Raw genomic sequence first — 25,109 nt, 5'->3', positions numbered from 1 at the left:
CGCCAGGAAGACGCCATGTCCAATGAATTCCGCCCGCTGATCGAGATCCTGCGCGAGCTCAGAGCGCTGGCATTGAAAAAGGCGTCCGGCTTTCTGTTCGTCGTCACCGAGGAAAACCATTCCTGCATCGTCCGCATCAACGCCGGGCAGATCGAGGAAGTGGTATTTCGCATGCTGCGCAACGACGAGGCGGTGCAACGGCTCACCATGGTCGGCGCAGCGAAGGCCCGTTTCCAGGCCGATCCGGGCGCCGGCATGGGCAAGCCCTCGCTATTGAGCGAGGACTCGCGTCAGTGGCTGATGGGCGGGTTCGAACAGGACCTCGGTGGCGCACCGTCGCCGGCACGCGCGCCGGCTGCGCCCACGCCCGCATCTGTTCCAGCGCCTGCAGCCGCACCGGCACCGGCGGCATCGCCTGCCCCTGCAGCGTCCGCCAGCAGCGGCGCCGGCGCGCCAGACGAGCGCGTCCGCGGCGTGCTGGAAAAAGTCGCATTGAATTATCTCGGCCCCATCGCCGGCATGCTGTGCGACGAAGCCTGGGAAGCGTCCAGCGACATCGAGCAGGTACTCAGCCAGCTCGCCGCCAATCTGGCGACACCGCAGGAAGCGCAGAAGTTCATGGCCGACGCCCGCGTGGCACTGGCCAAGCTCCGCTGAAGCGCATTCACCGCGGGTCGTGCATCAGGCCGCGCATCGCGCGGCTTTTTGTTGCCGCGGCGGTCGCACCCGGCAAGCGCTGCAACACGAGATGCAGGCGACAGCCGAACATCGCATCGCGCTGCTCATCTGCAAGGACATCCCGCGCATGAGCAGGGCAGGATCTGGCGCCTTGCTTCCTGCAGCGCACGTCCACGTATGCAGGCACCTCCAATCAAGGCCTGGAAGCGCAGGGAAATGCCTGTGCCAAGGCATCGACCACAAGCGTCGCTGCACTTTGTTGCAGCTGCGTGGCGGGCAACCCCCGGTGATAGGTGTAGACCCGATCGACCAGCTCGTGCGGAAGCACCTTCCCTGCCCCGCACCAGCGCACCCCGCTGGTGGCATCGGCCACCCCTTCGATATAGGCCCGCGCGCGCGCACTCGACAACTGACGCCGCGCAGGGCCATCGTGCGCCGGATCGCCCAGTTTGCCCTCCATCGCCTGCACCAGCTCGGCTCCACTGAGGATCCAGGTGCGCCTGGCATCGGACGGACTCGCCCATGCTGCCGGCATCGCTGCGCACAGCAGCATCGCAGCCAACGTTCGAAAACTACTGCAAACGACAGCACAGCTCATGCATGGTTCCTCAGGAAGATCGGTAAGCTGCCAATGGCTGCGGTGTCCATGGCTAGCGTCTTGCACAACTCTGCACAGTTGGAGTTCACCACACGCGCAATGGCGCCTTCATCGCCCCGTGGCGGGTCCGCCGCTGAGTGCCTCGTGACAAGCGCCTCCGGGTAGCACAGCAGTTGTCCAAGCATACATCCGGACATGCTGCCGCCAAACCGCATTACCAATCACCACGCCAACCGCAACGGCGGCGACGGACGTGCGCAGCCGTCCTCGTCCGATCCCCCCGCTCCATCATCAACAGGCCACGCAAACCCACACGGATTAGAGCGTCCAACAAAACTACTGCGCAGCCGCCAGACGGGCGCGGCCGGTGCTCGGAATCGGCACATACCACTCGTACACTCCGGTTCCTCCGCGCCGTCCATACCCGCCTGACGACTGCTTGCGACGTTCTGTTTAGCCGCTCCAAGGCGTGCGTTGAACGTCGGCACCCGTGCCGATCAATCGCATCCCAGCCTAGCCGGTCAGCACGCCGAGCCATGCTTGCCGGCTTCCTTCGATCTCGACACTGGAAATCCCTTGCAAACTCCAAATGGTACGGTACAGTACCTCACCGAAACGACTGGTGGATGTAGCATGGCAATCACGCATCTCGATCCACCTGCACACCGCACCCCGAAGGGCGCCCAACGTGTCCACGACTTGATCGTCGTAGCCTCCGAGCGCTTTTTGGAGGTGGGCTTCGACGCGGTCTCGGTGGACGACATCATTGCGGCGGTCGGCGGTTCGCGCCGTAATGTCTACGCCCACTTCGGGGGCAAGGAAGGCTTGTTCAAGGCGGCGATGCTGTACGTGGCTGCGGAGATGGCCAAGCCGCTCGATGCCCTGGTGATAGAAGGCCGGACTCCCGCAGATGTGCTGCCTGTACTCGGACATACGCTGGTGAACACTGCCCTGTCGCCGCGCACGCTGGCCGTGCATCGCGTGCTGACCAACGAAGGCAAGCGCTTCCCGGACATCGCGCAGGCGATGTTGAGTTCCAGCTATCTCAAGATCCAGGCCAAGGTAGCCGCCTGGATCGCTACCCAGCAAGGCGATGCGCCCGGCCAGTTCACTACGGGCCTGTCTGCCCATGTGCTGGCCGAGCAGTTCATGAGCATGACCGCCAGCCACGTGAAGCTGTTGGCGATCGTCGGGCTGATCGCGCCGCCGCTGCACGATTCGGAAATCGACGTCATCGTCGGCAATGCTGTTCGCACGTTGCTGCAGGGTGCGGCGATAGGCGCGCCGCCTGCCGAAGATCGCAGCGGATAACCGCTATCACAGCAACTCAACCGACCGGCAATGCCATCACCGGCTTCCAGACGACCCATCGCACCGCTTGGATCGCTCGCTCCGGCGTTGCCGACCATGTCCGTCGACTGACCCGACCTGGCGGGTAGCCGACAGAAGCACTGCTGCAACACCCGCACTCAGTACCCGTCGCGACTGCCGCATCGCGCAGCGCCCTGTTCGATCCCCCCGGAGCACACCATGAAAGCTGTCCGCATCCAGCAGTTCAATGATCGCCCTACCCTCGCAGACATCCCCGTGCCCGATGTCGCGCCCGACCAGGTGCTGGTGCGCGTGCGCGCAGCGGCCCTCAATCCGTTGGACGCACTGGTGGTCTCTGGCGTGGCCCAGCATTTCTTCGACATCGCCCTGCCTATCACCCTGGGCACCGATCTGGTCGGCACCATCGAGCGCGTCGGTTCGATGGTGACCCAGTGGCGTACCGGCGACCGCGTGCTGGTATGGACCGATGCCGGGCGCAGCGGCGCGATGGGTGAATTTGCCGCAGTCCCGGCCAGCGTCTGCGTTGCCTTGCCGCCCAGCCTGTCGGCGGCCGAAGGCGCGGCCATACCCACCGCCGGCATCACCGCGTGGCATGCCTTGTTTTCGGCAGCGCAGCTCACCGCTGGAGAAACTGTGTTGATCCATGCAGCAGCGGGCGGCGTGGGCAGCTTCGCGGTGCAATTCGCGCACAAAGCAGGCGCACGCGTCATCGCCACCGCCTCCGGCGATGGTGTGGAACTGGCACGCAGCCTGGGCGCCGACGAGGTCATCGACTACACCGCACAGGACTTCAGCAGCTGCGTGTCGAATGTGGACGTGGTGTTGGACCTGATCGGCGGCCAGACCCAGACCCGCTCGTACGCGGTGCTGCGCAAGGGCGGTCGTCTGGTATCCACCACCATGCCGCCAGACCAGGCCAATGCCGAGGCCGCCGGTGTCACGGCCAGCATCTTTTACGCCAAACCCTATGCCGACCGTCTCGGCCAGTTGGTCTCGGACATCGTTGCCCAAGGCGTGCGCGTGGTGATCGACAGTAACGTCGCCATCGACGCCTTCGACCAGGCCTGGGCCCGCCTGACATCCGGCAAGGCACGTGGCAAGATCGTCATCTCCGTCAGCTGACAGCCTTTGGAGCGGCGAACAGAACGTCGCGCCGTCTACATCCACCTGACGACCGCTCACTCCGTTCTGCTAGCCGCCCTAAGCAGTAGTGCCAGCCCGAAATCCGAAAGCCCGCGCTAAGTGGGCTCTCGGCTTAGGTCTGGTCAGCCGCGATCAATCAATGTTGCACGCACGGGCTTACTCCCACTCGATCGTCGCAGGCGGCTTGCCGGAGATGTCGTAGACCACGCGCGAGACGCCGCGCAGTTCGTTGATGATGCGGTTGGATACCGTGCCGAGGAAGTCGTACGGCAGGTGCGCCCAGTGCGCGGTCATGAAGTCGATGGTTTCCACCGCGCGCAGCGCGATCACCCATTCGTAGGCGCGTGCGTCGCCCACCACACCCACCGATTTCACCGGCAGGAACACCGCGAACGCCTGGCTGGTCTTGTCGTACAGGTCGGCCTTGCGCAGTTCGTCGATGAAGATCGCATCGGCCTTGGCCAGCAGCTCGGCGTACTCGCGCTTCACCTCGCCGAGGATGCGCACGCCCAGCCCCGGACCCGGGAATGGATGGCGGTAGACCATGCTGCGCGGCAGGCCGAGTTCGACGCCGAGGCGGCGCACTTCGTCCTTGAACAATTCGCGCAGCGGCTCCACCAGGCCCAGCTTCATGTGCTCGGGCAAACCACCGACGTTGTGGTGGCTCTTGATCACATGCGCCTTGCCGGTCTTGCTGCCGGCCGATTCGATCACGTCCGGGTAGATGGTGCCCTGCGCCAGCCACTTTGCGTTGGCCAGCCTGCCGGATTCTTCGTCGAAGATCTCCACGAACAGGTTGCCGATGATCTTGCGCTTGGCTTCCGGGTCGCTGACGCCTTCCAGTGCCTTGAAATAGCGGTCGGCGGCATCGACACGGATGACCTTGACCCCCATGTGCTCGGCGAACATCGCCATCACCTGGTCGCCTTCCTGCCAGCGCAGCAGGCCGGTATCGACGAACACGCAGGTCAGTTTGTCGCCGATCGCCTTGTGCAACAGCGCCGCGACCACCGACGAATCGACGCCGCCGGACAGGCCCAGGATCACCTCGTCTTCGCCCACCTGCTCGCGCACGCGCGCGATCTGGTCGTCGATGATGTTGGCCGCGGTCCACAGCGTCTGGCAGCCGCAGACATCGACCACGAAGCGGCGCAGCAAGGTCTGGCCCTGCAGCGTATGCGTCACCTCAGGGTGGAACTGCACGCCGTACCAGCGCTTGTCCTCGTTGGACATCGCCGCCACCGGGATGCGATCGGTCACCGCGGTGATGGTGAAGCCCGGCGGTACCTGCGACACATGGTCGCCGTGGCTCATCCACACGTTCAGGCGCGCGGCGCCGGCATGATCGGTCAGGCCGGAGAACAGCGCATCGGCGGCCACCACGTCCACTTCGGCATGGCCGAATTCGCGTTGATCGGCCGCTTCGGTCGCGCCACCCAGCTGTGCGGCCAGGGTCTGCATGCCGTAGCAGATACCGAACACCGGCAGACCGCTGTCGAACACTTGCTGCGGCGCGACCGGCGCGCCAGGCAACGTGGTCGACTCCGGGCCGCCTGAGAGGATGATGCCCTTGGCACCGAAGCCGGCGATCTCGGACGGGTCATGGTCCCAGGCCCAGATCTCGCAATACACGCCCAGCTCGCGAATGCGCCGCGCGATCAGCTGCGTGTACTGCGCGCCGAAATCGAGGATGAGGATCTTGTCGCTATGGATGCTGGTCATTGAGAGCCGGGATTGGGGAGTTGGGATTGGAGATTCGCAAGAGCACACGCCACAGCCGCTGCCGGATGGGGACGCGGTAGGCTCTTACGACTCCCGAATGCCGAATCCCCAATCCCGCGCGCCGGATCACCCAGCGCGATAGTTCGGCGGCTCTTTGGTGATCTGCACGTCGTGCACGTGGCTCTCGCGCTGGCCGGCGCCAGTGATCTTGACGAACTTCGGCTTGGTGCGCATTTCTTCGATGGTGGCGCAACCCACATAGCCCATGGTCGCACGCAGGCCGCCAATGAGCTGGTGAATGATGCCGCCGACCGGGCCGCGATACGGCACGCGCCCCTCGATGCCTTCGGGAACCAGCTTGTCCGCATCGGAGGCATCCTGGAAATAGCGGTCCTTGGACCCCTTTTCCATCGCGCCCAGACTGCCCATACCGCGGTAGCTCTTGTAGCTGCGCCCCTGGAACAGCTCCACTTCACCCGGTGCTTCCTCGGTACCGGCCAGCAGGCCGCCGACCATCACCGTCGACGCACCAGCCACCAGCGCCTTGCCGATATCGCCCGAGTAGCGGATGCCGCCATCGGCGATCAGCGGAATGCGGTCCTGCAGCGCTTCGGCCACCATGTCCACCGCCGTGATCTGCGGCACGCCCACCCCGGCCACCACGCGCGTGGTGCAGATCGAGCCCGGGCCCACGCCTACCTTAACCGCATCGGCACCGGCATCCATCAGGGCCAGCGCGGCATCGCCGGTGACGATGTTGCCGCCGATCACCTGCAGTTGCGGATAGGTCTTCTTGACCCAGGCCACGCGATCGATCACGCCCTGCGAATGCCCATGCGCGGTGTCGACGATGACCACGTCCACGCCGGCGGCGGCCAGCAGCTCGATGCGTTGTTCGGTATCGCCACCCACTCCCACCGCCGCGCCCACCAGCAACCGCGTGGCGGTGTCCTTGGCAGCATTGGGGTTGTCGGTCTTCTTCTGGATGTCCTTGACCGTGATCAGCCCGCGCAGCTCGAAGCCGTCGTTGACCACCAGGACCTTCTCGATCCGGTGACGGTGCAGCAGCTCCAGCACTTCCTCGTCGCTGGCGCCCTCACGCACGGTGACCAGGCGCTCCTTCTTGGTCATGATGTGGCGGACAGGGTCGTCCAGCCTCTTTTCGAACCGCATGTCGCGGCTGGTCACGATGCCGACCAATTCGCTGCCATCCACTACCGGCACACCGGAGATGTTGCGCGCACGTGTCAGCGCCAGCACCTGGCCGATGGTGGTGTCCGGGCCGACCGTGAACGGCTCGGTGATCACGCCGGATTCGAACTTCTTGACCTTGGCCACTTCGGCCGCCTGCTGCGCAGGGGTCAGGTTCTTGTGGATGATGCCGATGCCGCCCAGCTGGGCCATGGCCACCGCCAGGCGGTGTTCGGTCACCGTGTCCATCGCTGCCGACAGAATGGGCAGTTTCAGACGCAGATCGCGGGTCAGCCGGGTTTCCAGGCTGACATCCTTGGGCAGGACGATCGAGTGGGCGGGAACGAGGGAGACGTCGTCGTAGGTGAGAGCTTCAGCCTGGATGCGGAGCATCGGCGGACCCGAGTGTGGGGAAGCGCGACATTTTAACGCATTGGGGCGGGGATTGGGGAGTTGAGATTCGGGATTGGCAAAGGCGCCGCGCTGCCCAACCGACTAATTGTCTGCCTGTCAGACTTCCGATTTCGATGGTTAGCCAACCACGCTGCGCCCCGGACAGGCCATGCATGCGCTTTTGCCGTTGCCTTTAACGAATCTCAAATCCCGACTGCCGAATCCCGTGCACTGCCTTTAACCAATCCCCAATCCCGAATCCCCAATCCCGGCCGCATCAGCGGCCTCGATGGTGTTCTGCATCAGCGTGGCCACGGTCATCGGCCCCACCCCGCCCGGCACCGGCGTGATCCACGCTGCGCGCTGCACGGCGGCATCGAAACCGACATCGCCGACCAGGCGGCCGTCTTCGAGCCGGTTGATGCCGACGTCGATCACCACCGCGCCCGGCTTGACCCACTCGCCGGGAATCAGGCCGGGCCGGCCCACCGCCACCACCAGGATATCGGCGTTGCGCACGCTGGCTTCCAGCACATCGGCGGGAGTGAATTTGTGGCAACTGGTGACCGTACACCCGGCGATCAACAGTTCCAGGCCCATCGGACGGCCCACATGGTTGCTCACGCCGACGATGGTGGCATTGCGTCCACGCACCGGCTGATCGGTGTGGCCCAGCAAGGTCACGATGCCGCGCGGCGTGCACGGGCGCAGGCCGAACTCGCGCAATGCCAGGTGGCCCACGTTCTGCGGATGGAAGCCATCCACATCCTTGCGCGGATCGATGCGCTGGATCAGCCGGTTGGCATCGGGAATGCCCGGTAGCGGGAGCTGGATCAGGATGCCGTGGATCTTGGGATCGGCATTGAGTTCGTCGATCAAGGCGGCCAGCTCTGCTTCGCTGGTGCCCTGCGGCAGATCGTAATCGAAGGCTTCGATACCGACCTTCTCGGCGGCGCGTCGCTTGTTGCGCACATAGACCGACGAAGCCGGGTCGCCTCCCACCAGCACCACCGCCAACCCCGGCCGGCTCTTGCCCGCCGCGATGCGCGCATCCACCCGCAGCTTCAATCCGTCGAGCAGATCCTCGGCAATGCGACGGCCATCGAGAAGGCGGGCCGGAGCGGCGGCAACTGGCGCGAAAGCGGTCATGGGGCGTCAGGTGTAGAGTCGAGGGCCGTCCATTGTCCCCGATTCCGTCATGACCGACACCACTCTCCTCAGCCCGTCGAGCAGCGACCCGGCCACCACCGCCATCGAAGCGGCCGCGTTCCGCCGCCTGCTGCAGCATCTCAACCAGGAGCGCAGCGATGTACAGAACATCGACCTGATGATACTGGCCGGGTTCTGCCGCAACTGCCTCGGCGACTGGTATCGCGAAGCCGCCCAGGCGCAGGGGCAGCCAATGAGCAAGGATCAGGCGCGCGAGGCGGTCTATGGCATGCCGTTCGCCGAGTGGAAGCAGCGCCATCAGAAAGAAGCGACCCCCGAGCAACTGGAAGCCTTTGCGGCGGCCCAGCGCAGGCACGGCTGAGCGCCTCTGCGTCGTTGGCACACCTGACGTGCCGGCCGCGCCCTGGCATGGCCACTCATCGGCCGAAGCGAGCCGGTGTGCCGAGCCAGCCCTTTCGGCTCGGCTCAGTCGTGCAGCGCGGGCTCTTCGCCAGCCGGCACCGGCGCATCGCGGTTGAGCGAGCGGCTCTCCCGCCGCGGTGGGGTGAACGGCGTGGGCTTGGGAACCGTCGGTGTGACGTTGCCGTACATCAACCCGGTTCCGGCGCGCACGTTGCCGGCGGCGACTTCCAGCTCCAGCCGTTCGGCATCGCGGCGGCGGATCTCGCGCGCGATCATGCCGGCCTCATCCTCGTCCACACCCAGCTCGACCAGCGCCATCTGGCCGAACACGACCGCCGACTCGAAGGTTTCGCGGATCTGGTAGTCCACGCCGGCGGCGATCAACTGCAGCGAATGCCTGCGATCGAACGAGCGCACCAACAGGCGTGCGTGCGGAAACTCGCGCGTGGCCAGTTCGACGATGCGGTTGGCCGCTTCGCGATCGTCCACGCATACCGCGATCGCCCGTGCGCTGTGCGCACCGGAAGCGTGCAGCACATCCAGCCGGGCACCGTCGCCGTAATAGATCTTGAAACCGAACTTCGCCGCGCTCTGGATCATCTCGATGTCGTTGTCGATGATGGTCACGTCCACGTCGCGCGCCAGCAACGACTGGCTGGCCACCTGGCCGAAGCGGCCAAACCCGATGATCAGCACGCTACCGGTCTGCCCGTTGGCCGCTTCCACGCCTTCCAGCGACACCGCCGCGGCAGGCGTGAATCGGCGTTGCAGCAGGACGAACAGCGGCGTCAACGCCATCGACAACACCACGATCGCGGTGAGGCTGGCATTGACCTGCGCATCGATCACGCCCGACGCCGAGGCAGCGGCGAACAGCACGAAGGCGAACTCGCCGCCCTGCGCCATCAACACGCCACGGTCCAGCGCCTGGCGATGATCGCTGCGCATCAAGCGTGCCACCACATAGATGCAGACCGCCTTGCCGACCATCAGCGCCAGCACGCCGGCCAGGATCAGGCGCCAGTCGGCGGCGACCACGCGCAGGTCCAGGCTCATGCCGACGCCCAGGAAGAACAGGCCCAGCAGAATGCCGCGGAACGGTTCGATATCCGCCTCGATCTGGTGCCGGAAGGTGGATTCGGACAACAGCACGCCGGCCAGAAAGGCGCCCATCGCCATCGACAGCCCACCCACCTGCATCAGCAGGGCAGCTCCCAGCACCACCAGCAGGGCTGCGGCGGTCATCACCTCGCGCGCCTTGGACGCGGCCAGCACCCGAAACAGCGGATTGAGCAGCCAGCGGCCCGCCACCAGCAGGCCGACGATGCAGGCCAGACCGATCCCGATATCGTGCCAGCGTTGTGAGGCGGCCTGGGGATCGCCGCTGGAGCCCATCCAGGCGACGATGGCCAGCAGCGGGACGATCAGCAGATCCTCGAACAGCAGGATCGCGACGATCTTCTGACCCGACGGCAGTGCCACATCGCCGCGTTCGGCAAGCAGCTGCATCACCACGGCCGTGGAGGTCAGTACAAAACCAGACGCGGCCACAAACGCCACCGGCGGCGCAAACCCCAACGAAATGCCGATGCCGGTCAGCACCAATGCGCATGCGCAGATCTGCACGGTGCCAAGCCCGAAGATTTCCTTGCGCAGGCTCCACAGGTGCGAGGGCCGCATCTCCAGCCCGATCACGAACAGGAACATCACCACGCCCAGCTCGGCCACATGCAGGATCGCCTGTGGGTCGTCGAACAACCCCAGCCCGAAGGGACCGATCGCCAGACCAGCCGCCAAGTAACCCAGGACCGAGCCCAGGCCAAGCCGGCGGAACAGCGGGATGGCGACCACCGCTGCGCCCAGCAGGGCCACCACGTTGATCAGGTCACTGGAGTGGGCAGGCTGGCTCATGCCCGGGATTCTAACGGCAACCTTCCGACGCCGCCCTGCATCTGCTTGCTCTTTGTCCGTCGCCGCGCATGCCCCACATCGTCCGCCACGTCTGCCCGCCCTGCCCGACGGCGCCAAAACGACGAACGACGCCGGATGGCGTCGTTCGCTGTACAATCGTGGGCGTGGCGATCAGCCGCGCGCGTCGGCAGCGGCCAGTGCCGTGCGCAGGATCTCCTTCGCCGGACCGCCGTGCTTCTCGTGCTCCAGCGCGAAGTGCACGGTGGCCTCGATCAGGCCGATATGCGCGCCGCAATCGAAGCGCCGCCCCTCGAAGCGGAATGCATCGACCTGCTCCTGCTTCAGCAATTCGGCGATCGCATCGGTCAGCTGGATCTCGCCACCGGCGCCGGCGCCGGTGGACTCCAGCAGATCAAAGATCTTCGGGTTGAGCACGTAGCGCCCGACCACCGCCAGATTGCTCGGCGCCACTTCCGGCTTGGGCTTTTCGACGATGGCATTGATCCGACCCTTGCGCCCGTCGAAGGCGTCGGTGGAGACGATGCCATAGCTGGCCGTCTTGTCGTGCGGCACGTCCTCTACTGCGATCACGCTGCCGCCGGAGGCCTCTGCCACGTTGGCCATCTGGGTCAGCGCGGCGTCGCCGCGATTCCACATCAGGTCGTCGGGCAGCAGCACCGCGAACGGCTCGTCGCCGACCACCGCCTTGGCGCACAACACCGCATGCCCCAGGCCCAGCGCTTCGGCCTGCGTCACGAAAATGGCGCGGACACCTTCCGGGAGCGCGTGGCGAACCAATTCCAGCTGCTCCAGCTTGCCGGCGCGCTCGAGCTTCTGCTCCAGCTCGTAGGCCTTGTCGAAGTAGTCGGCGATGGAATGCTTGTAGCGGTTGGTGACGAAGATCAGCGTATCGCAACCGGCCTGGATGGCCTCGTCGACAGCGTACTGGATCAATGGTTTGTCGATGATCGGCAGCATTTCCTTCGGCACCGTCTTGGTGGCCGGAAGAAAGCGGGTCCCAAGACCTGCGACGGGGAATACGGCCTTGCGAATACGCTGGCTCATCAAAGTCTTCTGACCTCACGTGCGGGGAATGGAACGACCGTATCAGATCGCGCGTCGACTTTCCGTCGAGCAGCCGCGAAATCCGGCATCAGACTGCCCAGCACAGTCTCCATGGCCTTGATGTCATAACGGTTAACCGCCTCGCGCAGCCGCGTCACCAGCTGCAGCACCTGCTCATGCGAGAACTCGCGCACGCCCGCTTCCAGGATCTTGGGGTGCGCGGTAGGGCGATAGTCCTCGTCGGAATAGAACAGGGTCTCGTGCAGCTTCTCGCCCGGACGCAACCCGGTATAGAGGATGGCGATGTCCTTGCCTGGTTGCTTCCCGGCGAGACGGATCATCTGCTCGGCCAGCAGGCGGATGGCCACCGGTTCGCCCATGTCCAGCGTGTAGATCGCCCCATGCGACGCCGATGCAGCGGCCTGGATCACCAGCTGGCAGGCTTCCGGAATGGTCATGAAGTACCGGGTCACATCCGGATGCGTCACCGTCACCGGGCCGCCCTGCCGGATCTGCTCGCGAAACAGCGGCACCACACTGCCAGCGGAGTCGAGCACGTTGCCGAAGCGGACCGTGATGAAGCGCGTCGGCGCGTCGCGTGCGTCAAGACTCTGGCAGATCATCTCCGCGTAGCGCTTGCTGGCGCCCAGCACGTTGACGGGCTCGACTGCCTTGTCGGTGGAAATGAAGACGAAGGTCTCGATCCGTGCACGCTGGCAGGCGCGCGCCACGTTCTCGGTCGCCAGCACGTTGTTGCGCACCGCCTCGCGCAACTGCTCTTCCAGCAACGGCACCTGCTTGTAAGCGGCGGCATGGAATACCGCGTCCGGGGTCGCGGTATGCAGCGCGTGCGCGACCACCGCCGGGTCGCCGCAATCGCCCAGCACACGGACCACCTCGACATCCGGGAACAGGCGGCGCAGATCCGAATCGATGGTCAGCAACGCCAGTTCGTCAATTTCCAGCAGCACGATGCGACGCGCGCCGTGGCGGGCACATTGCCGGCACACTTCCGAACCGATGGAGCCGCCGGCACCGGTGACCATGACGGTCTTGTTGGTCAGCCAGCCGCGGATCAGCCGCCAGTCCGGGGTCACCGGCTTGCGATTGAGCAGATCCTCGATGGCCACCTCTTTCAGTTCGCCAGGCAGCGAACGCCCTTCCAGCACGTTGATCAGCTTGGGCACCATCCGGAACGGCAGGCCGGTGCTTTCGCAGATCGCCACCACCCGCTGCATGCCGGCAGCGTCCAGCGACGGAATCGCGATCACCAGCAACTTGGCCGCCGTTTCCTTGGCGATCGACGCGGCCTGCTCCAGGTTGCCCAGCACGTTGAGGCCCTGGATTTTGGCGCCGTGCAGATTGGCCGCATCGTCCAGGAAGCCGACCGGCACGAAGGCACCGGTACGACGCAGGTCGCGCACCAGACCTTCGGCGGCACGGCCGGCACCCAGGATCAGCACCCGCTGCGCGACCTCGCCGGAGTGCGCGATCTGGTAGTCCTTCCACGCGCGGTACAGCAGTCGTGGCGTCCCCAACAGCGCCGACAGCGCGAACGGATACACCACCAGAACAGAGAGCGGCACGCCGTCCAGGCGGTCATAGGACAAGGCCAGCACGATCGCCACCAGGCCCAGGAAGCTGGATTTGAAAATGTTCCAGAGGTCGGGAACCGAGGCGAACCGCCACAGGCCGCGGTACAGCCCCATCTTCCAGAACACCAGCCCCTGCGCGACCAGCACGACGGCGGTGCGCCAGTCCCACAGCGGGAGATCGGGCGCGTCGCGCAGCATGGAATACCGGCCAGCGTGCAGCAATTGCCAGCACAGCCAGACCATGAGCAGGTCATGCACCACCACAGCGACCTGCGGCAATGCTTTGGTCAGACGGTCACGCCAAGAAATCATAAAAATCCATGACTCAATAATCGCGCAGGCCATTGCGCAGAAGGTGCCAGATCGCTGTGGCCGCCAGGCCCCAGCTCAGGGCCGCAAGCCATTGCAGCCACAACGGGTCATGACGAAGTACCACGTACAAGCTGAGCGCCGCCAGGCTGAAGGCGAAATAAGCGGCGGTTACCGGAACATGGTTTGCGAAACGACGCGCAAGACGTTGGTAAACGTGCTGCGCATGCGGTTCCCACCAGCGTTGCCGGGCGAGCATGCGAGACAATAGCGTGAAGCCGGCGTCTACAAGAAATGCAGACAAGGGCAGCCAGCCGATCCACCAGCCGGCCTGCCCTTCCACCACGCCGAGCGCGAGCAGCGCGGCCAGGATGTAGCCCAGCGCACCACTGCCGCCGTCGCCCAGAAAGATGCGCGCACGCGGAAAGTTGAAGGGCAGAAAGCCCAGGCAGGACGCCGCCACCGCCAGACCTGCCCACGACCAGGGCGCCGGGACAGCGGCGGCGAATGCCAATGCCGCCAATGCGGCCTGGCTGGCCGCCAGCCCATTGATGCCGTCCATGAAATTCCAGACGTTGATCAACACCACCGACGCCAGCGCACCAAGGACGCCATCCCAGGCGTTACCGCTGTAGCGCGCGATCAACAGCCCCAGCGAGGCGGAGGCGGCCATATGGATGAGCAGACGCAGCCTGGCCGATAGTGGGCGGTGATCGTCCCACCAACCGACACCGGCGACCAGCACCAGCCCGGCGGCGAACCAGATCACGATCGGGCGCGCGGCCGGCCAGAGCGCGCACGCCGCCCCGCATCCCGCAAGAACGGCTGCCACGATCGCCATGCCGCCGCCGCGCGGTGTGGCGACGGCATGGCTGCGGCGCTCACCGGGCTGATCGAGCAGGCGACGACGCAGTGCATAGCCACGCAGGAGCCAAGTGCCCAGCGCCGCGGCGATCAGGTGCGACGCACACCACAGCCAGAGTTCCGACATCAGCGCGCCCGGTGACCGATCGGGCGCGAAGCGCTGCCGCGATGCGCATCCAGCAACGACAACGGCACCCGGATGCCTCGCCATGCGCGTGCCGAAGGCCAGAATACGGTAGCGTACGGATCGCCAGCCAGATGCCCTGACACATGTCGCCGCCGCATGCGATGCGCCCGCAACCGCAGCCCGGTGCCCGGGCATGCGCGCCCTTGAGGAAAGATCGACACCGTTACACCACCGCGTAATTCAACAGCGGCTTGACCGTGCCCCACTCCTTGCAGCTCGGGCATTGCCAGTGGTGGGTCTTGGCGCCGAAGCCGCAGCGGGTGCACCGATAGCTGGGATTGCGCACCAGCAACTGATCGGTGATGTGCTTGAGATCGTTCAAGGTGCCGACCGGGTCGCTGCCCTCGGCCAGGGTCAGGTCGATCAGTGCGGACTCTCCGCGCACCGACGGCCGATCCTTGAGCTGACGGCTCAGATAGGCCAATGCCGGCGCGACGCCGTCCTGCGCTTCCATCAGCTGGGTCAGCGCCAGCACCGGCGCGATCCCGCGATAGTGTTCGGTCATTTCCGACAGGAAGTTGCGCGCACCGGCGATGTCGCCAACCCGGCGATAGGCCGCCATCAGGGCGGGGATGATCTCCGGCAGATACTCCGGGTCGTGCCGCGCGGCGCGCTCGAAAGCACGCACGGCAGCCTCGTCGTGTCCACGCTCGGCTTCGATGCGCCCTTCCAGAATGCCGGCACGCACCGATGTGCCATCGGCCTGGTAGGCACGCCGGATCGCGAGCAAGGCGTCGTCGGGCTTGCCGAGGCCGCGGTAACGGTCGGCCAGTTCGCATTCGAACTGCGAGATCAGCTTGCCCATCGGCTCGCCGGTGACTTCCTCGTAGCGGGTGGCGTTGTCGATCGCCTTTTCCCAGTCGCGCTCGGCCTGGTAGATGCCGATCAGATGCCGCAGCGCCTGCGGCGCGCGCTGGTCCAGCTGGGCGAGTTCGGTGAACACGGTTTCGGCGCGATCGAGCAGGCCGGACTTCATGTAGTCCTCGCCCAGCGCCAGCAAGGCCTGCACCCGCTGCTGATCGGTCAGGTCGGCACGCTGCACCAGGCCCTGGTGCAGGCGAATGGCGCGATCCACCTCGCCGCGGCGCCGGAACAGGTGCCCGAGCGCAACCTGCGTCTCGAAAGTCTCCTTATCCAGCTCGGCGATATGCAGAAACAGCTCGATGGCCTTGTCCGGCTGCTCGTTGAGCAGATAGTTCAGACCACGGAAATAGGTGCTGGAGAGGCGGCTGACCTGGGTATCGCCGTGGCGCTGGCCACCGCGACGGCCGACGACCCAGCCGCTCAAGGCCGCCAGCGGCAAAAACAGGAAGAACCAGAACCACTCGGTCAGGAAGTCCATACGTGCTTACAGTCCATCGAGAGGGCGCGGCTCGACGGCGGCGGGCGCAACTGGCCCGGCATCGGCACGACTGACCGCAACCGCCTTGTTGGCCTGGCGCAGTCTGGAATAAAGGGGAATGACCACACTGACCAGCACCATGCCGGCGCCGATCAACACGCCGACCAGCAACGCGACGATGATCGCGACTCCGGAGGTCGTATGCACACTGGAGAACAGGAAGTCGAGCGTAACGTCCTGAGAATTGACCGCCCCGACGATCAGGCCGACCAGCAGGAACGCCAACATCACCAGCAAGCGAAACACCTTCATCGCGAGACTCCGTCGGGAAGGGGATTAGCTTAACCGAGACAGGATAAACGTAGCGGTAGAGCGTACCTCAGTCCGCCGCATCGGCCAGATCGACCGGAACCACCGAGCTGACCCGCTCGCGCAATTCCTTGCCCGGCTTGAAATGCGGGACATGCTTGCCCGGCAACGCCACCGATTCGCCGGTCTTGGGATTACGACCCAACCTTGGCGGGCGGTAGTGCAGCGAGAAGCTGCCGAACCCGCGGATTTCGATCCGATCGCCCTCGGAGAGCGCCTGCCCCATCATTTCCAGCAGTGACTTGACTGCCAGGTCCACGTCGTCCGACTTCAGATGCGCTTGGCGTCGTGCCAGGATTTCAATCAATTCGGACTTGGTCATGGGAAGAGTTGCTTTTTCGACTGACACATCGGAATCGGCCCGGGCAAGCCCGGGCCGATCCATCACGCTCGCTAGAGCGCTACGCGCTTACTCGGACTTGTTGTTGTTCAACTGCGCGCGCAGCAACGCACCCAGCTGAGTCATGCCGCCCGACGCAGCGGAGGACTGGTATTCCTCCAGCGTTTCGCGCATTTCGGCATCGTCCTTGGCCTTGATCGACAGCTGCAGGGTGCGGCCCTTGCGGTCCATGCCCACGAACTTGGCTTCGATCTTGTCGCCGACCTTCAGGTGCTGGGTCGCATCGTCGACGCGCTCGTTGGCGATGTCGCGTGCAGCCACATAGCCTTCGATGCCATCGGCCAGATCGATCGTGGCGCCCTTGGCATCCACTTCACGCACCGTGCCTTCGACCTTCGAACCCTTCGGGTTGGACGCCATGTACTGACCGAACGGGTCCTGCTCCAGCTGCTTGACGCCCAGGCTGATGCGCTCGCGCTCCGGGTCCACTGCCAGCACCACGGCTTCCAGGGTGTCGCCCTTCTTGTAGTTGCGCACGACGTCTTCGCCGGTGGTGTTCCAGCTGATGTCGGACAGGTGGACCAGGCCGTCGATGCCGCCGTCCAGACCGATGAAGATGCCGAAGTCGGTGATCGACTTGATCTGACCGGACACCTTGTCGTTCTTCTTGTGGGTGGCAGCGAAGGTTTCCCACGGATTGGCGGCAACCTGCTTCATGCCCAGCGAGATGCGGCGACGCTCTTCATCGACGTCCAGCACCATCACTTCGACTTCGTCACCGACCTGCACGACCTTGGACGGATTGACGTTCTTGTTGGTCCAGTCCATTTCCGACACGTGCACCAGGCCTTCGACGCCCGGCTCGATCTCGACGAACGCGCCGTAATCGGTGACGTTGGAGACCTTGCCGAACACGCGGCTGTTGGCCGGGTAACGACGGGCGATGTTGTCCCACGGATCTTCGCCCAGCTGCTTCAGGCCGAGGCTGACGCGGTTACGCTCGCGGTCGAACTTCAGCACGCGCACGTCGAGCTCGTCGCCGACGTTGACCACTTCGGACGGATGGCGCACGCGCTTCCAGGCCATGTCGGTGATGTGCAGCAGGCCGTCGATGCCACCCAGGTCCACGAACGCGCCGTAGTCGGTCAGGTTCTTGACGACGCCCTTCAGGATCGCGCCTTCCTGCAGCTTGTCCATCAGCTGCTCGCGCTCTTCCGAGTGCTCGCTCTCGACCACTGCACGGCGGGACACGACCACATTGTTGCGCTTGCGGTCCAGCTTGATCAGCTTGAACTCGAGTTCCTTGCCTTCCAGGTAGGCCGGGTCGCGCACCGGGCGCACATCCACCAGCGAACCGGGCAGGAACGCGCGGACATCCTTGATGTCCACGGTGAAACCACCCTTGACCTTGCCGCTGATGCGGCCGGTGATGGTTTCGTTCTTCTCCAACGCTTCTTCCAGCTCGTCCCACACCATCGCGCGCTTGGCCTTTTCGCGCGACAACACGGTCTCGCCGAAGCCGTTTTCGATGGAGTCCAGCGCGACCTTGACCTGGTCGCCCACGCCCACATCGATCTCGCCAGCGTCGTTACGGAACTGCTCGATCGGCACGATGCCTTCGGACTTCAGGCCAGCATTGATCACCACCACGTCGCCGCGCACTTCCACGACGGTACCGGTGACGATGGAGCCCGGCTTCAGCTTCGCCAGATTGGCTTGACTGGCTTCGAACAGTTCTGCAAAAGATTCTGTCATTTGAATTTACTCAGTTGAACACACGGGCGCCGATCGTCGGATTGCGACAGAGACGGACCGCCCAGCCTGTTGGTCGACCCCAACCACGGGTCGGATTGGAAGGAATAGAACCGCCACGCAGGATGCGTAACGGAGCTTTGGAACGCCTTACGGTTGGCGGGACAGGCCCGCTTGCGGAACGCTTACGACGACGTGCGGTCGGATAACACGCCGAGCACACGCTGGACGACATCCTCGATCCCGATTCCGCTGGTATCGATCAGCACGGCGTCTTCGGCCGGCCGCAATGGCGCCACCACCCGCTGCGCATCCCTGGCATCCCGGGCCATGATCTCGCGCAGCAGGTCGTCAAAGATAACCGAAACACCCTTTTCCATCAACTGCTTATGGCGACGGCCCGCACGTTCTTCGGCACTGGCGGTCAGAAACACCTTGAAGGCGGCGTCGGGGAAGATCACCGTGCCCATATCGCGGCCGTCGGCGACCAGCCCGGGAGCACGCCTGAATGCGCGCTGGCGCTCCTTCAGTGCGCTGCGAACCTCGGGAATGGCGGCAATGGCCGAGGCCAGCGCCCCGGTGGTTTCCAGGCGCAATTCACTGGTGGCATCCACCCCGTTGACCAACACCCGCAGCCCCGCCTCGCCGGCATCGTCGAACTCCACCCGGGTATCGAAGGTGCAGCGCACCAGAGCCGCCGGGTCGGACACGTCCAGGTCGGCCCAGCTCGCCGCCACGCCGACGGCGCGGTAGAGTGCGCCCGAATCGAGATAGTGCCAGCCCAGCCGGGCGGCGACGATTCGGCTGACCGTGCCCTTGCCGGCGCCGGAGGGGCCATCGATGGTGAGGACGGGCGACAGGTCGGTCATTCAGGTTTCCGGAAGGGCATCAGGCGGTAGTGTAACGCCGCCCGCTGCGATTGCGTTGCAACCACTTGAAAGCACGACGAAAAGCCGGTTAGAATCGCCGGCTTCATTGCGAGTGCACCCTCGAACCGTGGGCACTCTTCCCATCGAATCCAACCGCTTACACCGAGGTGTGCCATGAAAGTCCTGTCCTCCCTGAAGTCTGCGAAGACCCGTCACCGCGACTGCAAGGTGGTCCGCCGCCGCGGCAAGGTCTTCGTGATCTGCAAGTCGAACCCGCGTTTCAAGGCGCGTCAGCGCTGAGCCTTTGCGGCGCGTGCCAGACCCGAGAAAGCCGCCTCCGGGCGGTTTTTTCTTGGTCGTTGCCTTGCTGCAGGCCATCGCGCCCGCGTCCGCTGCGAGCGCCACACCTGCCTGGATGACAGGCACGCCCGGGTGCTGCGCGACCGGCGCGGGCCATGGTTTTTTGCTGTAATCGCCACTCGAATCTTGTCCACTGGGGAGTAGATGACATGCGCAACCGTTTGTTTGTGATGCCGCCGATCGTGCTGACAATCGCGTTGATGGGGATCAGCGCCGTCGCTTCGGCCGAAACGCTGCTGATCGACCGCGTCCAGCAAAAACCTGCCGCTGCCCTGCCCTTGCGCGGCGACAGCATGAGCCAGGTCGAAAGCCGTTACGGCGCGCCGCAGGAAAAGCTGGATCCGCGCGGCGGCCAGAAGCGTCAGTGGCCGACGATCCATCGCTGGGTGTACCCGGCGTTCACCGTGTACTTCGAGAAGAGCAAGGTGATCGACGTGGTGGCCAATCAGGCCGACGCCAACGAGATCGGGCCGAAGCCGCCGATCAAGTGATCGCGCGCCTGCGCCGCCACGTGCAGCGCAGGCCGGACCGCCACGCAAGCCGCGAGCGCCGTGCCCGTCAGCAACCGGACACGTCCTGCTGCGAATCTGCACCAAGGCCTGACGCGCGAGCGTGTGTCAGGATCGCAAGAGCCTGCACCGGGTGCAGGGTATCGACACACCTCCGGGCCGCGGTCCGGACACCAAGATGAGTATCTGCCAGGCATGACCGACCGTCTCCGCTTTCCCGCCGAATGGGAACCTCAATCCGCTGTATTGCTCGCGTGGCCGCACGCCGGGACCGATTGGGCCGAACGCCTGGCCGATGTGGAAGAGACCTACATCGCGCTGGTCACGGCGATCGCCCGCTTCGAGCCGGTGATCATCTGCGTGGCAGACGACGACTTGCAGATCTACGCCGAGGCGCGGCTGCGTTCGGCACGGCTGGACATGACGCGCGTACGCTTCGTGGTGGCGGCCTACAACGACACCTGGCTGCGCGATTCCGGCCCGATCACCCTGCGTCAGGATGGTGGCTTCCGGCTGATGGATTTCCGCTTCACCGGTTGGGGCGGCAAGTTCGAGGCCAGCCTGGACGATCAGCTGGTGAGTTCACTGGATGCGGCGCAGGTCTTCGTGCCCGCGCCGGTGCAGACGGTGGATTTCGCCCTGGAAGGCGGCGCGATCGAGACCGACGGCGCCGGCACCTTGCTGACCACCTGGAAATGCCTGCACGAGCGCCATCCGCAACGCAGCCGCGAATCGCTGAGCAGCGACCTGGCCGCGTGGCTGGCACAGGACCGCGTGCTGTGGCTGGACCATGGCTACCTGGAGGGCGACGACACCGACGCGCACATCGATACGCTGGCACGCTTCGCCGGTCCGGATGCCATCGTCTACCAGGGCTGCGATGCGCCTGGCGATTCGCACTACGCCGAGCTGCAGGCGATGGGCAACGAACTGGCGGCCTTGCGCAAGGCCGACGGGCAACCGTACCGGCTGTTCGTGCTGCCATGGGCGCAGCCGATTCTCGACCAGGGCCGGCGCCTGGCGGCGTCGTACGCCAACTTCCTGATCGTCAACGGCGCAGTGCTGATGCCGGCGTATGGCGATGCCGCCGACGCCGCTGCGCAGGCCGTGCTGGCCGAAGCGTTCCCGCAGCACGAAATCGTGCCGGTGCCGTGCCGCGCGCTGATCTGGCAGAACGGCAGCCTGCACTGCCTGACCATGCAGTTGCCCGCCGGCCTGCTGGCCGCCTGAGTTACCGTCCCGGCCGGCAGGCCGGCATTACGCCAGGGCGCGCTACCTTAGTGCGCCACCCAGTTGGACGTTTCCATGACCCGTCATTCCCTTTCCGTCGCGCTGATCCAGGAGCGCAACCACGGCGATGCCGAGGCCAATCTGGCCGTGATCGAGGCACGCGTGGCCGAAGCCGCCGCGCAAGGCGCCAAGCTGGTGCTGCTGCAGGAACTGCACAACGGTGCGTACTTCTGTCAGCACGAGTCGGTGGAGGAATTCAATCTGGCCGAGCCCATTCCGGGCCCGAGCACCGAGCGTCTGAGCGCGCTGGCCAAACAGCACGGCGTGGTGCTGGTGGCCTCGCTGTTCGAGCGCCGCGCCGCCGGCCTCTACCACAACACCGCCGTGGTGTTCGAAAAGGACGGCCGGCTGCTCGGCAAGTACCGCAAGATGCACATCCCCGACGACCCGGGGTTCTACGAGAAGTTCTATTTCACCCCTGGCGACCTGGGCTTTACGCCGATCGACACCTCGGTCGGCCGCCTGGGCGTGCTTGTCTGCTGGGATCAGTGGTACCCGGAAGCGGCGCGCCTGATGGCGCTGGCCGGCGCCGAGCTGCTGCTCTACCCCACCGCGATCGGCTGGGACCCGGACGACCAGCAGCCCGAACAGGAACGTCAGCGCGATGCGTGGATCCTGAGCCATCGCGGGCACGCGGTCGCCAACGGGGTGCCGGTGCTGTCGTGCAACCGCGTCGGCCACGAGCCTTCGCCGCTGGGCGCATCCGGCATCCAGTTCTGGGGCAACAGCCACGTGCTGGGACCGCAGGGCGAATTCATCGCCGAAGCCGGCCAGGAGCCGACGGTGCTGATCTGCGATGTGGATCTGCAGCGCAGCGAACAGGTACGTCGCATCTGGCCGTTCCTGCGCGATCGCCGCATCGATGCGTACGGCGATCTGCTCAAGCGCTACATCGACTGATCGCATGCCCGTCGCGCTGCGTGCGGTCCGCGATGCGGATATTCCGGCGATCACCGCGATCTATGCGGAGCAGATCGCCGGGTGCAATACCTATGAGTACGCGATACCGTCGAGCGAACAGATGCATGCGCGTATGCGCGCGATCGTGGACGCCGGCTACCCGTATCTGGTTGCCGAAGCCGACGGCGTGGTTGCTGGGTATGCGTATGCGAGCGCGTTCCGAACACGTGCTGGCTATCGCTGGACGGTGGAGAACTCGATATATCTCGCCGCCGGCATGCAAGGCCGCGGGATCGGCAAGGCCCTGCTGGGCGAGCTGATCGCCCTATGCGAGCAACGCGGCTACCGGCAGATGATCGCGGTGATCGGCGATGCCGAAAACCGTGCCTCGCTGCGCCTGCATGAACGTTTTGGATTCCGCACGGTCGGAGTCTTTACCGGTATCGGTCGCAAGCATGGTCGCTGGCTGGATGGCGTGCAGATGCAGCGCCAGCTCGGCTCCGGCGACACCACCCCTCCTTCTGATGAATGACCCCATGACCGAGCAGCTCCCCCACAGTCTGGACGATGCGCTTTCCGGCCAGCCTCATCGCATCGTCGAGCGCGATGGCGTGCGCTATACCTTGCTGGGCACCGCGCATGTATCGCTGGCCAGCGTGGCTGCGGTGCAGCGGGCGATCGGCAGCGGCCGCTACGACGCCGTCGCGGTGGAACTGGATGCGCAGCGCCTGCAGGCGTTGAGCGACCCGGACGCGCTAGCGCGTCTGGATCTGGTGCAGGTGATCCGCAAGGGGCGCGTGGCCTTGTTCGCGGCGAATCTGGCCCTGGCCGCGTATCAGCGGCGCCTGGCCAAGCAACTCGGCATCGAGCCGGGCGCGGAGTTGAAGGAGGCGGTCAGCCTGGCACGCGCGCAGGGCCTGCCGGTGCACCTGATCGATCGCGAGGTCGGCCTTACCTTCAAGCGTGCCTCCGGCCGGCTGGGTTTCTTCGGCAAGATGAAACTGGCCGGCGGCCTGCTTGGCGGGCTGTTCGCGGCCGACGAAGTCGGCGAAGAGGAGATCGAAAAGCTCAAGCAGGGCGACATGCTGGAAGCGAGCTTCGGTGATTTCGCCAGCGAAAGCCCGGAGTTGTACGAAACGGTGATCGCCGAGCGCGATCGCTACATGGCCACGCGCCTGCGCGAGGAAGCCGATCCTGGCCAGCGCGAAGTGCTGGCCGTGGTCGGTGCCGGACATCTGGCAGGGCTTGCGCGACATCTGGAACAGGACACCGAGGCACCGGGCCCGCTACGCGAGTCGCTGGAACACGTGCAGCAGCGCAAGCGTATCCCGTGGATCACGCTCGGCATCCTGGCGGTCATCATCGCCGGCATCGCGGTCGGCTTCTGGCGCGGCGGCCTGAGCATGGGCGCAGACCTGTTGCTGCAATGGGCGATGTATACCGGCGGCATGGCTGCGTTGGGCTGCCTGCTGGCTGGCAGCCACCCGCTGAGCATCCTCACCGCTGCATTGGTCGCTCCATTCAAGCCGTTCCGTCTGAGCGTGCCGACCGGCGCCTTCGCGGCGCTGGTCGAAGTGCATATGCGCAAGCCGGCGTACGGCGACTTCCTGACCCTGCGCGACGACGCGCAGACCCTGCGCGGCTGGTACCGCAATCGCGTGTCGCGCGTGGTGCTGACCTTCCTGCTGACCAATGTCGGCAGCATGACCGGCGTATGGCTGGCAGGCGTACAGATCTTCAATCGCCTGCATGGGTGATCGCTGGATGCGAAGCCCTCTTCTGTAGGAGCGCGCCCAGACGCGACGGGCGTCACCGGTACAGCCCGCCGCGCCCGGGGGCACTCCTACGGCTTGCGGCCAGATGCGGTCAGGGGGCAACGGACTGATCGGCGGCCAGCTGCAGGCGCACCCAGACGCCGTAGTGATCCGACGCCCAACGGCCTTCGGCGTAAGGCGTGTCGAATAAAATGCGCGCTTCGCGCGCGAGCAGGCGGTTCTGCTGGAAGAACACGTGGTCGATGCGCGCGGGTTTGGCGAAGACGTGCGTGTTCAAGGTGCTGACGCTGGCATCACCGTTACGGTGGACGCTGCCGTAGCTGTCCCCATAACTCTTGCGCAGCGCTTCCAGATCCAGCGCATCGGCGGCAGTGTTGAAATCGCCGGCGATCACCACTGGGGCCTGCGCGCTGGTGGTGGCAACGAATTCCAGCAGATCGGCAACCTGACGCGTCCGCGTGGCGGTGCCGTGTGCGTCTGCGCGTTCGTTGAGATGGGTGACATAGACGTTGACCGGCTGGCCCTCGACGTCGACCTGCAAGTGCGCGGCAACGCGATAGTCGTCCAGCGGCTGCAACTGCCGCTGGTGGCGGGCCAGCACCTTGCGCCGGCTGAGCAGCGCATTGCCGTAACGCTTGGCCGCGCCAACCGGATCGACCGAGGCGAAGATGAGCTCGTAATCCAGCTTGCGCGCCAGCCAGCCGGCCTGGTTTTCCACGCTGCCGTGCCGCTCGATGACTTCCTGCAGGGCGATCACGTCTGGCGCCAGCCGTTTGAGCTGCTTGGCGATATGCGCGCGACGGCCCGGCCAGTCGTCGCGGTCGTGATGCAGGTTCAGCGTGACCAGGGTCATCTGGCGCACGGGCCCTGCCTGAGTAGATCGCATGCTGATCGGAGGCCGGCCGCCGTCCCGCGCCCGCTCGGTCTCGACCTGCTGCGCCGCCAGAGCAGCCTGTGCCCCCATCGCGCACGCCAGCAACAAGAAACGCGCGGCAAGCTGCTTGCTGCCGGCACGCCACTGCCCTGCCCTTGCTGGACAAGGC

The 25,109-nt window shown here is 65.4% G+C and carries 24 protein-coding genes and 1 other RNA gene; 11 read left to right on the top strand and 14 right to left on the bottom strand.

Features of this window, described 5'->3' with window-relative positions; translation table 11 throughout:
* The first annotated feature begins 15 nt into the window (after positions 1 to 15).
* Positions 16 to 657: a DUF8082 domain-containing protein gene (locus tag LL964_RS00885; protein WP_104587015.1), complete on the top strand. Its 642-nt coding sequence runs from the start codon at positions 16 to 18 to the stop codon at positions 655 to 657.
* Positions 658 to 871: 214 nt separating this feature from the next.
* On the opposite strand, the gene LL964_RS00880 is transcribed toward LL964_RS00885, so the two are convergent.
* Positions 872 to 1,231 carry a Rap1a/Tai family immunity protein gene (locus LL964_RS00880; protein ID WP_167395290.1) on the bottom strand — a complete coding sequence of 120 codons (360 nt, stop codon included), beginning with the start codon at positions 1,229 to 1,231 and terminating at the stop codon, positions 872 to 874.
* Between the two features lie 427 nt (positions 1,232 to 1,658).
* Between LL964_RS00880 and LL964_RS00875 the strand changes: the two genes are divergently transcribed.
* From LL964_RS00875 to LL964_RS00865, 3 genes are all read left to right on the top strand, one after another.
* Positions 1,659 to 1,735, top strand: a non-coding RNA gene (locus LL964_RS00875) — sX9 sRNA.
* Between the two features lie 81 nt (positions 1,736 to 1,816).
* Complete coding sequence (locus tag LL964_RS00870; RefSeq protein ID WP_228318039.1) at positions 1,817 to 2,587, top strand: TetR/AcrR family transcriptional regulator; 771 nt, start codon at positions 1,817 to 1,819, stop codon at positions 2,585 to 2,587.
* A gap of 219 nt (positions 2,588 to 2,806) precedes the next feature.
* Positions 2,807 to 3,730 carry an NADP-dependent oxidoreductase gene (locus tag LL964_RS00865; protein ID WP_104587013.1) on the top strand — a complete coding sequence of 308 codons (924 nt, stop codon included), beginning with the start codon at positions 2,807 to 2,809 and terminating at the stop codon, positions 3,728 to 3,730.
* Between the two features lie 177 nt (positions 3,731 to 3,907).
* On the opposite strand, the gene guaA is transcribed toward LL964_RS00865, so the two are convergent.
* From guaA to folD, 3 genes are all read right to left on the bottom strand, one after another.
* A complete protein-coding gene (gene guaA, locus LL964_RS00860; RefSeq protein ID WP_104587012.1) occupies positions 3,908 to 5,473 on the bottom strand; it encodes a glutamine-hydrolyzing GMP synthase in 1,566 nt (521 codons plus the stop codon).
* 126 nt (positions 5,474 to 5,599) lie between these two features.
* Positions 5,600 to 7,057 (bottom strand): IMP dehydrogenase, encoded by a 1,458-nt coding sequence (guaB, locus tag LL964_RS00855; protein ID WP_104587011.1) that lies wholly within the window; start codon positions 7,055 to 7,057, stop codon positions 5,600 to 5,602.
* 237 nt (positions 7,058 to 7,294) lie between these two features.
* Positions 7,295 to 8,206, bottom strand: a complete 912-nt coding sequence (folD, locus tag LL964_RS00850; RefSeq protein WP_104587010.1) for a bifunctional methylenetetrahydrofolate dehydrogenase/methenyltetrahydrofolate cyclohydrolase FolD — start codon at positions 8,204 to 8,206, stop codon at positions 7,295 to 7,297.
* Between the two features lie 49 nt (positions 8,207 to 8,255).
* On the opposite strand from folD, the gene LL964_RS00845 reads away from it, so the two are divergent.
* The gene (locus LL964_RS00845; RefSeq protein WP_104587009.1) at positions 8,256 to 8,588 is read left to right on the top strand and encodes a DUF1244 domain-containing protein; all 333 of its coding nucleotides are present in this window, start codon (positions 8,256 to 8,258) and stop codon (positions 8,586 to 8,588) included.
* 104 nt (positions 8,589 to 8,692) lie between these two features.
* Here LL964_RS00845 and LL964_RS00840 read toward each other — a convergent pair whose 3' ends face one another.
* The 9 genes from LL964_RS00840 to cmk all read right to left on the bottom strand — a co-directional run bounded on the left by LL964_RS00840 (position 8,693) and on the right by cmk (position 19,232).
* The gene (locus LL964_RS00840) at positions 8,693 to 10,540 is read right to left on the bottom strand and encodes a monovalent cation:proton antiporter-2 (CPA2) family protein (RefSeq protein ID WP_104587008.1); all 1,848 of its coding nucleotides are present in this window, start codon (positions 10,538 to 10,540) and stop codon (positions 8,693 to 8,695) included.
* Positions 10,541 to 10,711: 171 nt separating this feature from the next.
* Positions 10,712 to 11,605: a UTP--glucose-1-phosphate uridylyltransferase GalU gene (galU, locus tag LL964_RS00835; RefSeq protein ID WP_104587007.1), complete on the bottom strand. Its 894-nt coding sequence runs from the start codon at positions 11,603 to 11,605 to the stop codon at positions 10,712 to 10,714.
* A complete protein-coding gene (locus tag LL964_RS00830) occupies positions 11,605 to 13,512 on the bottom strand; it encodes a polysaccharide biosynthesis protein (protein ID WP_167395289.1) in 1,908 nt (635 codons plus the stop codon). Before LL964_RS00830 ends, galU begins: the two co-directional genes overlap by 1 nt.
* A 13-nt stretch (positions 13,513 to 13,525) precedes the next feature.
* Positions 13,526 to 14,500, bottom strand: a complete 975-nt coding sequence (locus LL964_RS00825; protein WP_104587006.1) for an MraY family glycosyltransferase — start codon at positions 14,498 to 14,500, stop codon at positions 13,526 to 13,528.
* Positions 14,501 to 14,723: 223 nt separating this feature from the next.
* Positions 14,724 to 15,902, bottom strand: a complete 1,179-nt coding sequence (gene lapB, locus LL964_RS00820) for a lipopolysaccharide assembly protein LapB (protein WP_104587005.1) — start codon at positions 15,900 to 15,902, stop codon at positions 14,724 to 14,726.
* Between the two features lie 6 nt (positions 15,903 to 15,908).
* Positions 15,909 to 16,214: a lipopolysaccharide assembly protein LapA domain-containing protein gene (locus tag LL964_RS00815; RefSeq protein ID WP_104587004.1), complete on the bottom strand. Its 306-nt coding sequence runs from the start codon at positions 16,212 to 16,214 to the stop codon at positions 15,909 to 15,911.
* 67 nt (positions 16,215 to 16,281) lie between these two features.
* Positions 16,282 to 16,593 carry an integration host factor subunit beta gene (locus LL964_RS00810; protein ID WP_104587003.1) on the bottom strand — a complete coding sequence of 104 codons (312 nt, stop codon included), beginning with the start codon at positions 16,591 to 16,593 and terminating at the stop codon, positions 16,282 to 16,284.
* 87 nt (positions 16,594 to 16,680) lie between these two features.
* The gene (gene rpsA, locus LL964_RS00805; RefSeq protein ID WP_104544102.1) at positions 16,681 to 18,366 is read right to left on the bottom strand and encodes a 30S ribosomal protein S1; all 1,686 of its coding nucleotides are present in this window, start codon (positions 18,364 to 18,366) and stop codon (positions 16,681 to 16,683) included.
* A 182-nt stretch (positions 18,367 to 18,548) separates the two neighbouring features.
* Positions 18,549 to 19,232, bottom strand: coding sequence for a (d)CMP kinase (cmk, locus tag LL964_RS00800; protein WP_104587002.1), 684 nt, complete (start codon positions 19,230 to 19,232; stop codon positions 18,549 to 18,551).
* A 174-nt stretch (positions 19,233 to 19,406) separates the two neighbouring features.
* On the opposite strand from cmk, the gene ykgO reads away from it, so the two are divergent.
* From ykgO to LL964_RS00770, 6 genes are all read left to right on the top strand, one after another.
* A complete protein-coding gene (gene ykgO, locus LL964_RS00795; protein ID WP_005913193.1) occupies positions 19,407 to 19,532 on the top strand; it encodes a type B 50S ribosomal protein L36 in 126 nt (41 codons plus the stop codon).
* 209 nt (positions 19,533 to 19,741) lie between these two features.
* Positions 19,742 to 20,083 carry a hypothetical protein gene (locus tag LL964_RS00790; RefSeq protein ID WP_104587001.1) on the top strand — a complete coding sequence of 114 codons (342 nt, stop codon included), beginning with the start codon at positions 19,742 to 19,744 and terminating at the stop codon, positions 20,081 to 20,083.
* A 213-nt stretch (positions 20,084 to 20,296) separates the two neighbouring features.
* Positions 20,297 to 21,331: an agmatine deiminase family protein gene (locus LL964_RS00785; protein ID WP_167395288.1), complete on the top strand. Its 1,035-nt coding sequence runs from the start codon at positions 20,297 to 20,299 to the stop codon at positions 21,329 to 21,331.
* Positions 21,332 to 21,406: 75 nt separating this feature from the next.
* Positions 21,407 to 22,291 (top strand): carbon-nitrogen hydrolase, encoded by an 885-nt coding sequence (locus tag LL964_RS00780; RefSeq protein ID WP_104587000.1) that lies wholly within the window; start codon positions 21,407 to 21,409, stop codon positions 22,289 to 22,291.
* A 4-nt stretch (positions 22,292 to 22,295) separates the two neighbouring features.
* Positions 22,296 to 22,823 carry a GNAT family N-acetyltransferase gene (locus LL964_RS00775; protein WP_104586999.1) on the top strand — a complete coding sequence of 176 codons (528 nt, stop codon included), beginning with the start codon at positions 22,296 to 22,298 and terminating at the stop codon, positions 22,821 to 22,823.
* Positions 22,816 to 24,048 (top strand): TraB/GumN family protein, encoded by a 1,233-nt coding sequence (locus tag LL964_RS00770; RefSeq protein ID WP_104586998.1) that lies wholly within the window; start codon positions 22,816 to 22,818, stop codon positions 24,046 to 24,048. The genes LL964_RS00775 and LL964_RS00770 overlap by 8 nt, the downstream gene beginning before the upstream one ends.
* A gap of 109 nt (positions 24,049 to 24,157) precedes the next feature.
* Here the strand turns inward: LL964_RS00770 and LL964_RS00765 are convergent, their stop codons facing one another.
* Positions 24,158 to 24,952 (bottom strand): endonuclease/exonuclease/phosphatase family protein, encoded by a 795-nt coding sequence (locus tag LL964_RS00765; RefSeq protein ID WP_228329354.1) that lies wholly within the window; start codon positions 24,950 to 24,952, stop codon positions 24,158 to 24,160.
* Positions 24,953 to 25,109 lie beyond the last annotated feature (157 nt).

This window comes from Xanthomonas melonis (genome assembly GCF_020783655.1).
Taxonomy (GTDB): Bacteria; Pseudomonadota; Gammaproteobacteria; order Xanthomonadales; family Xanthomonadaceae; genus Xanthomonas; species Xanthomonas melonis.
The sequence above is the reverse complement of the archived record's forward strand: the minus strand, read 5'-3'. Positions and strand labels throughout refer to the sequence as shown.

Coding starts and splice junctions, on each gene's coding strand:
- LL964_RS00885 (WP_104587015.1), top strand. CDS start 16: ATGTCCAATGAATTCCGCCCGCTGATCGAGATCCTGCGCGAGCTCAGA.
- LL964_RS00880 (WP_167395290.1), bottom strand. CDS start 1,231: ATGCTGCTGTGCGCAGCGATGCCGGCAGCATGGGCGAGTCCGTCCGAT.
- LL964_RS00865 (WP_104587013.1), top strand. CDS start 2,807: ATGAAAGCTGTCCGCATCCAGCAGTTCAATGATCGCCCTACCCTCGCA.
- guaA (WP_104587012.1), bottom strand. CDS start 5,473: ATGACCAGCATCCATAGCGACAAGATCCTCATCCTCGATTTCGGCGCG.
- guaB (WP_104587011.1), bottom strand. CDS start 7,057: ATGCTCCGCATCCAGGCTGAAGCTCTCACCTACGACGACGTCTCCCTC.
- folD (WP_104587010.1), bottom strand. CDS start 8,206: ATGACCGCTTTCGCGCCAGTTGCCGCCGCTCCGGCCCGCCTTCTCGAT.
- LL964_RS00845 (WP_104587009.1), top strand. CDS start 8,256: ATGACCGACACCACTCTCCTCAGCCCGTCGAGCAGCGACCCGGCCACC.
- LL964_RS00840 (WP_104587008.1), bottom strand. CDS start 10,540: ATGAGCCAGCCTGCCCACTCCAGTGACCTGATCAACGTGGTGGCCCTG.
- galU (WP_104587007.1), bottom strand. CDS start 11,605: ATGAGCCAGCGTATTCGCAAGGCCGTATTCCCCGTCGCAGGTCTTGGG.
- LL964_RS00830 (WP_167395289.1), bottom strand. CDS start 13,512: ATGATTTCTTGGCGTGACCGTCTGACCAAAGCATTGCCGCAGGTCGCT.
- LL964_RS00825 (WP_104587006.1), bottom strand. CDS start 14,500: ATGTCGGAACTCTGGCTGTGGTGTGCGTCGCACCTGATCGCCGCGGCG.
- lapB (WP_104587005.1), bottom strand. CDS start 15,902: ATGGACTTCCTGACCGAGTGGTTCTGGTTCTTCCTGTTTTTGCCGCTG.
- LL964_RS00815 (WP_104587004.1), bottom strand. CDS start 16,214: ATGAAGGTGTTTCGCTTGCTGGTGATGTTGGCGTTCCTGCTGGTCGGC.
- LL964_RS00810 (WP_104587003.1), bottom strand. CDS start 16,593: ATGACCAAGTCCGAATTGATTGAAATCCTGGCACGACGCCAAGCGCAT.
- rpsA (WP_104544102.1), bottom strand. CDS start 18,366: ATGACAGAATCTTTTGCAGAACTGTTCGAAGCCAGTCAAGCCAATCTG.
- cmk (WP_104587002.1), bottom strand. CDS start 19,232: ATGACCGACCTGTCGCCCGTCCTCACCATCGATGGCCCCTCCGGCGCC.
- ykgO (WP_005913193.1), top strand. CDS start 19,407: ATGAAAGTCCTGTCCTCCCTGAAGTCTGCGAAGACCCGTCACCGCGAC.
- LL964_RS00790 (WP_104587001.1), top strand. CDS start 19,742: ATGCGCAACCGTTTGTTTGTGATGCCGCCGATCGTGCTGACAATCGCG.
- LL964_RS00785 (WP_167395288.1), top strand. CDS start 20,297: ATGACCGACCGTCTCCGCTTTCCCGCCGAATGGGAACCTCAATCCGCT.
- LL964_RS00780 (WP_104587000.1), top strand. CDS start 21,407: ATGACCCGTCATTCCCTTTCCGTCGCGCTGATCCAGGAGCGCAACCAC.
- LL964_RS00775 (WP_104586999.1), top strand. CDS start 22,296: ATGCCCGTCGCGCTGCGTGCGGTCCGCGATGCGGATATTCCGGCGATC.
- LL964_RS00770 (WP_104586998.1), top strand. CDS start 22,816: ATGAATGACCCCATGACCGAGCAGCTCCCCCACAGTCTGGACGATGCG.
- LL964_RS00765 (WP_228329354.1), bottom strand. CDS start 24,952: ATGCGATCTACTCAGGCAGGGCCCGTGCGCCAGATGACCCTGGTCACG.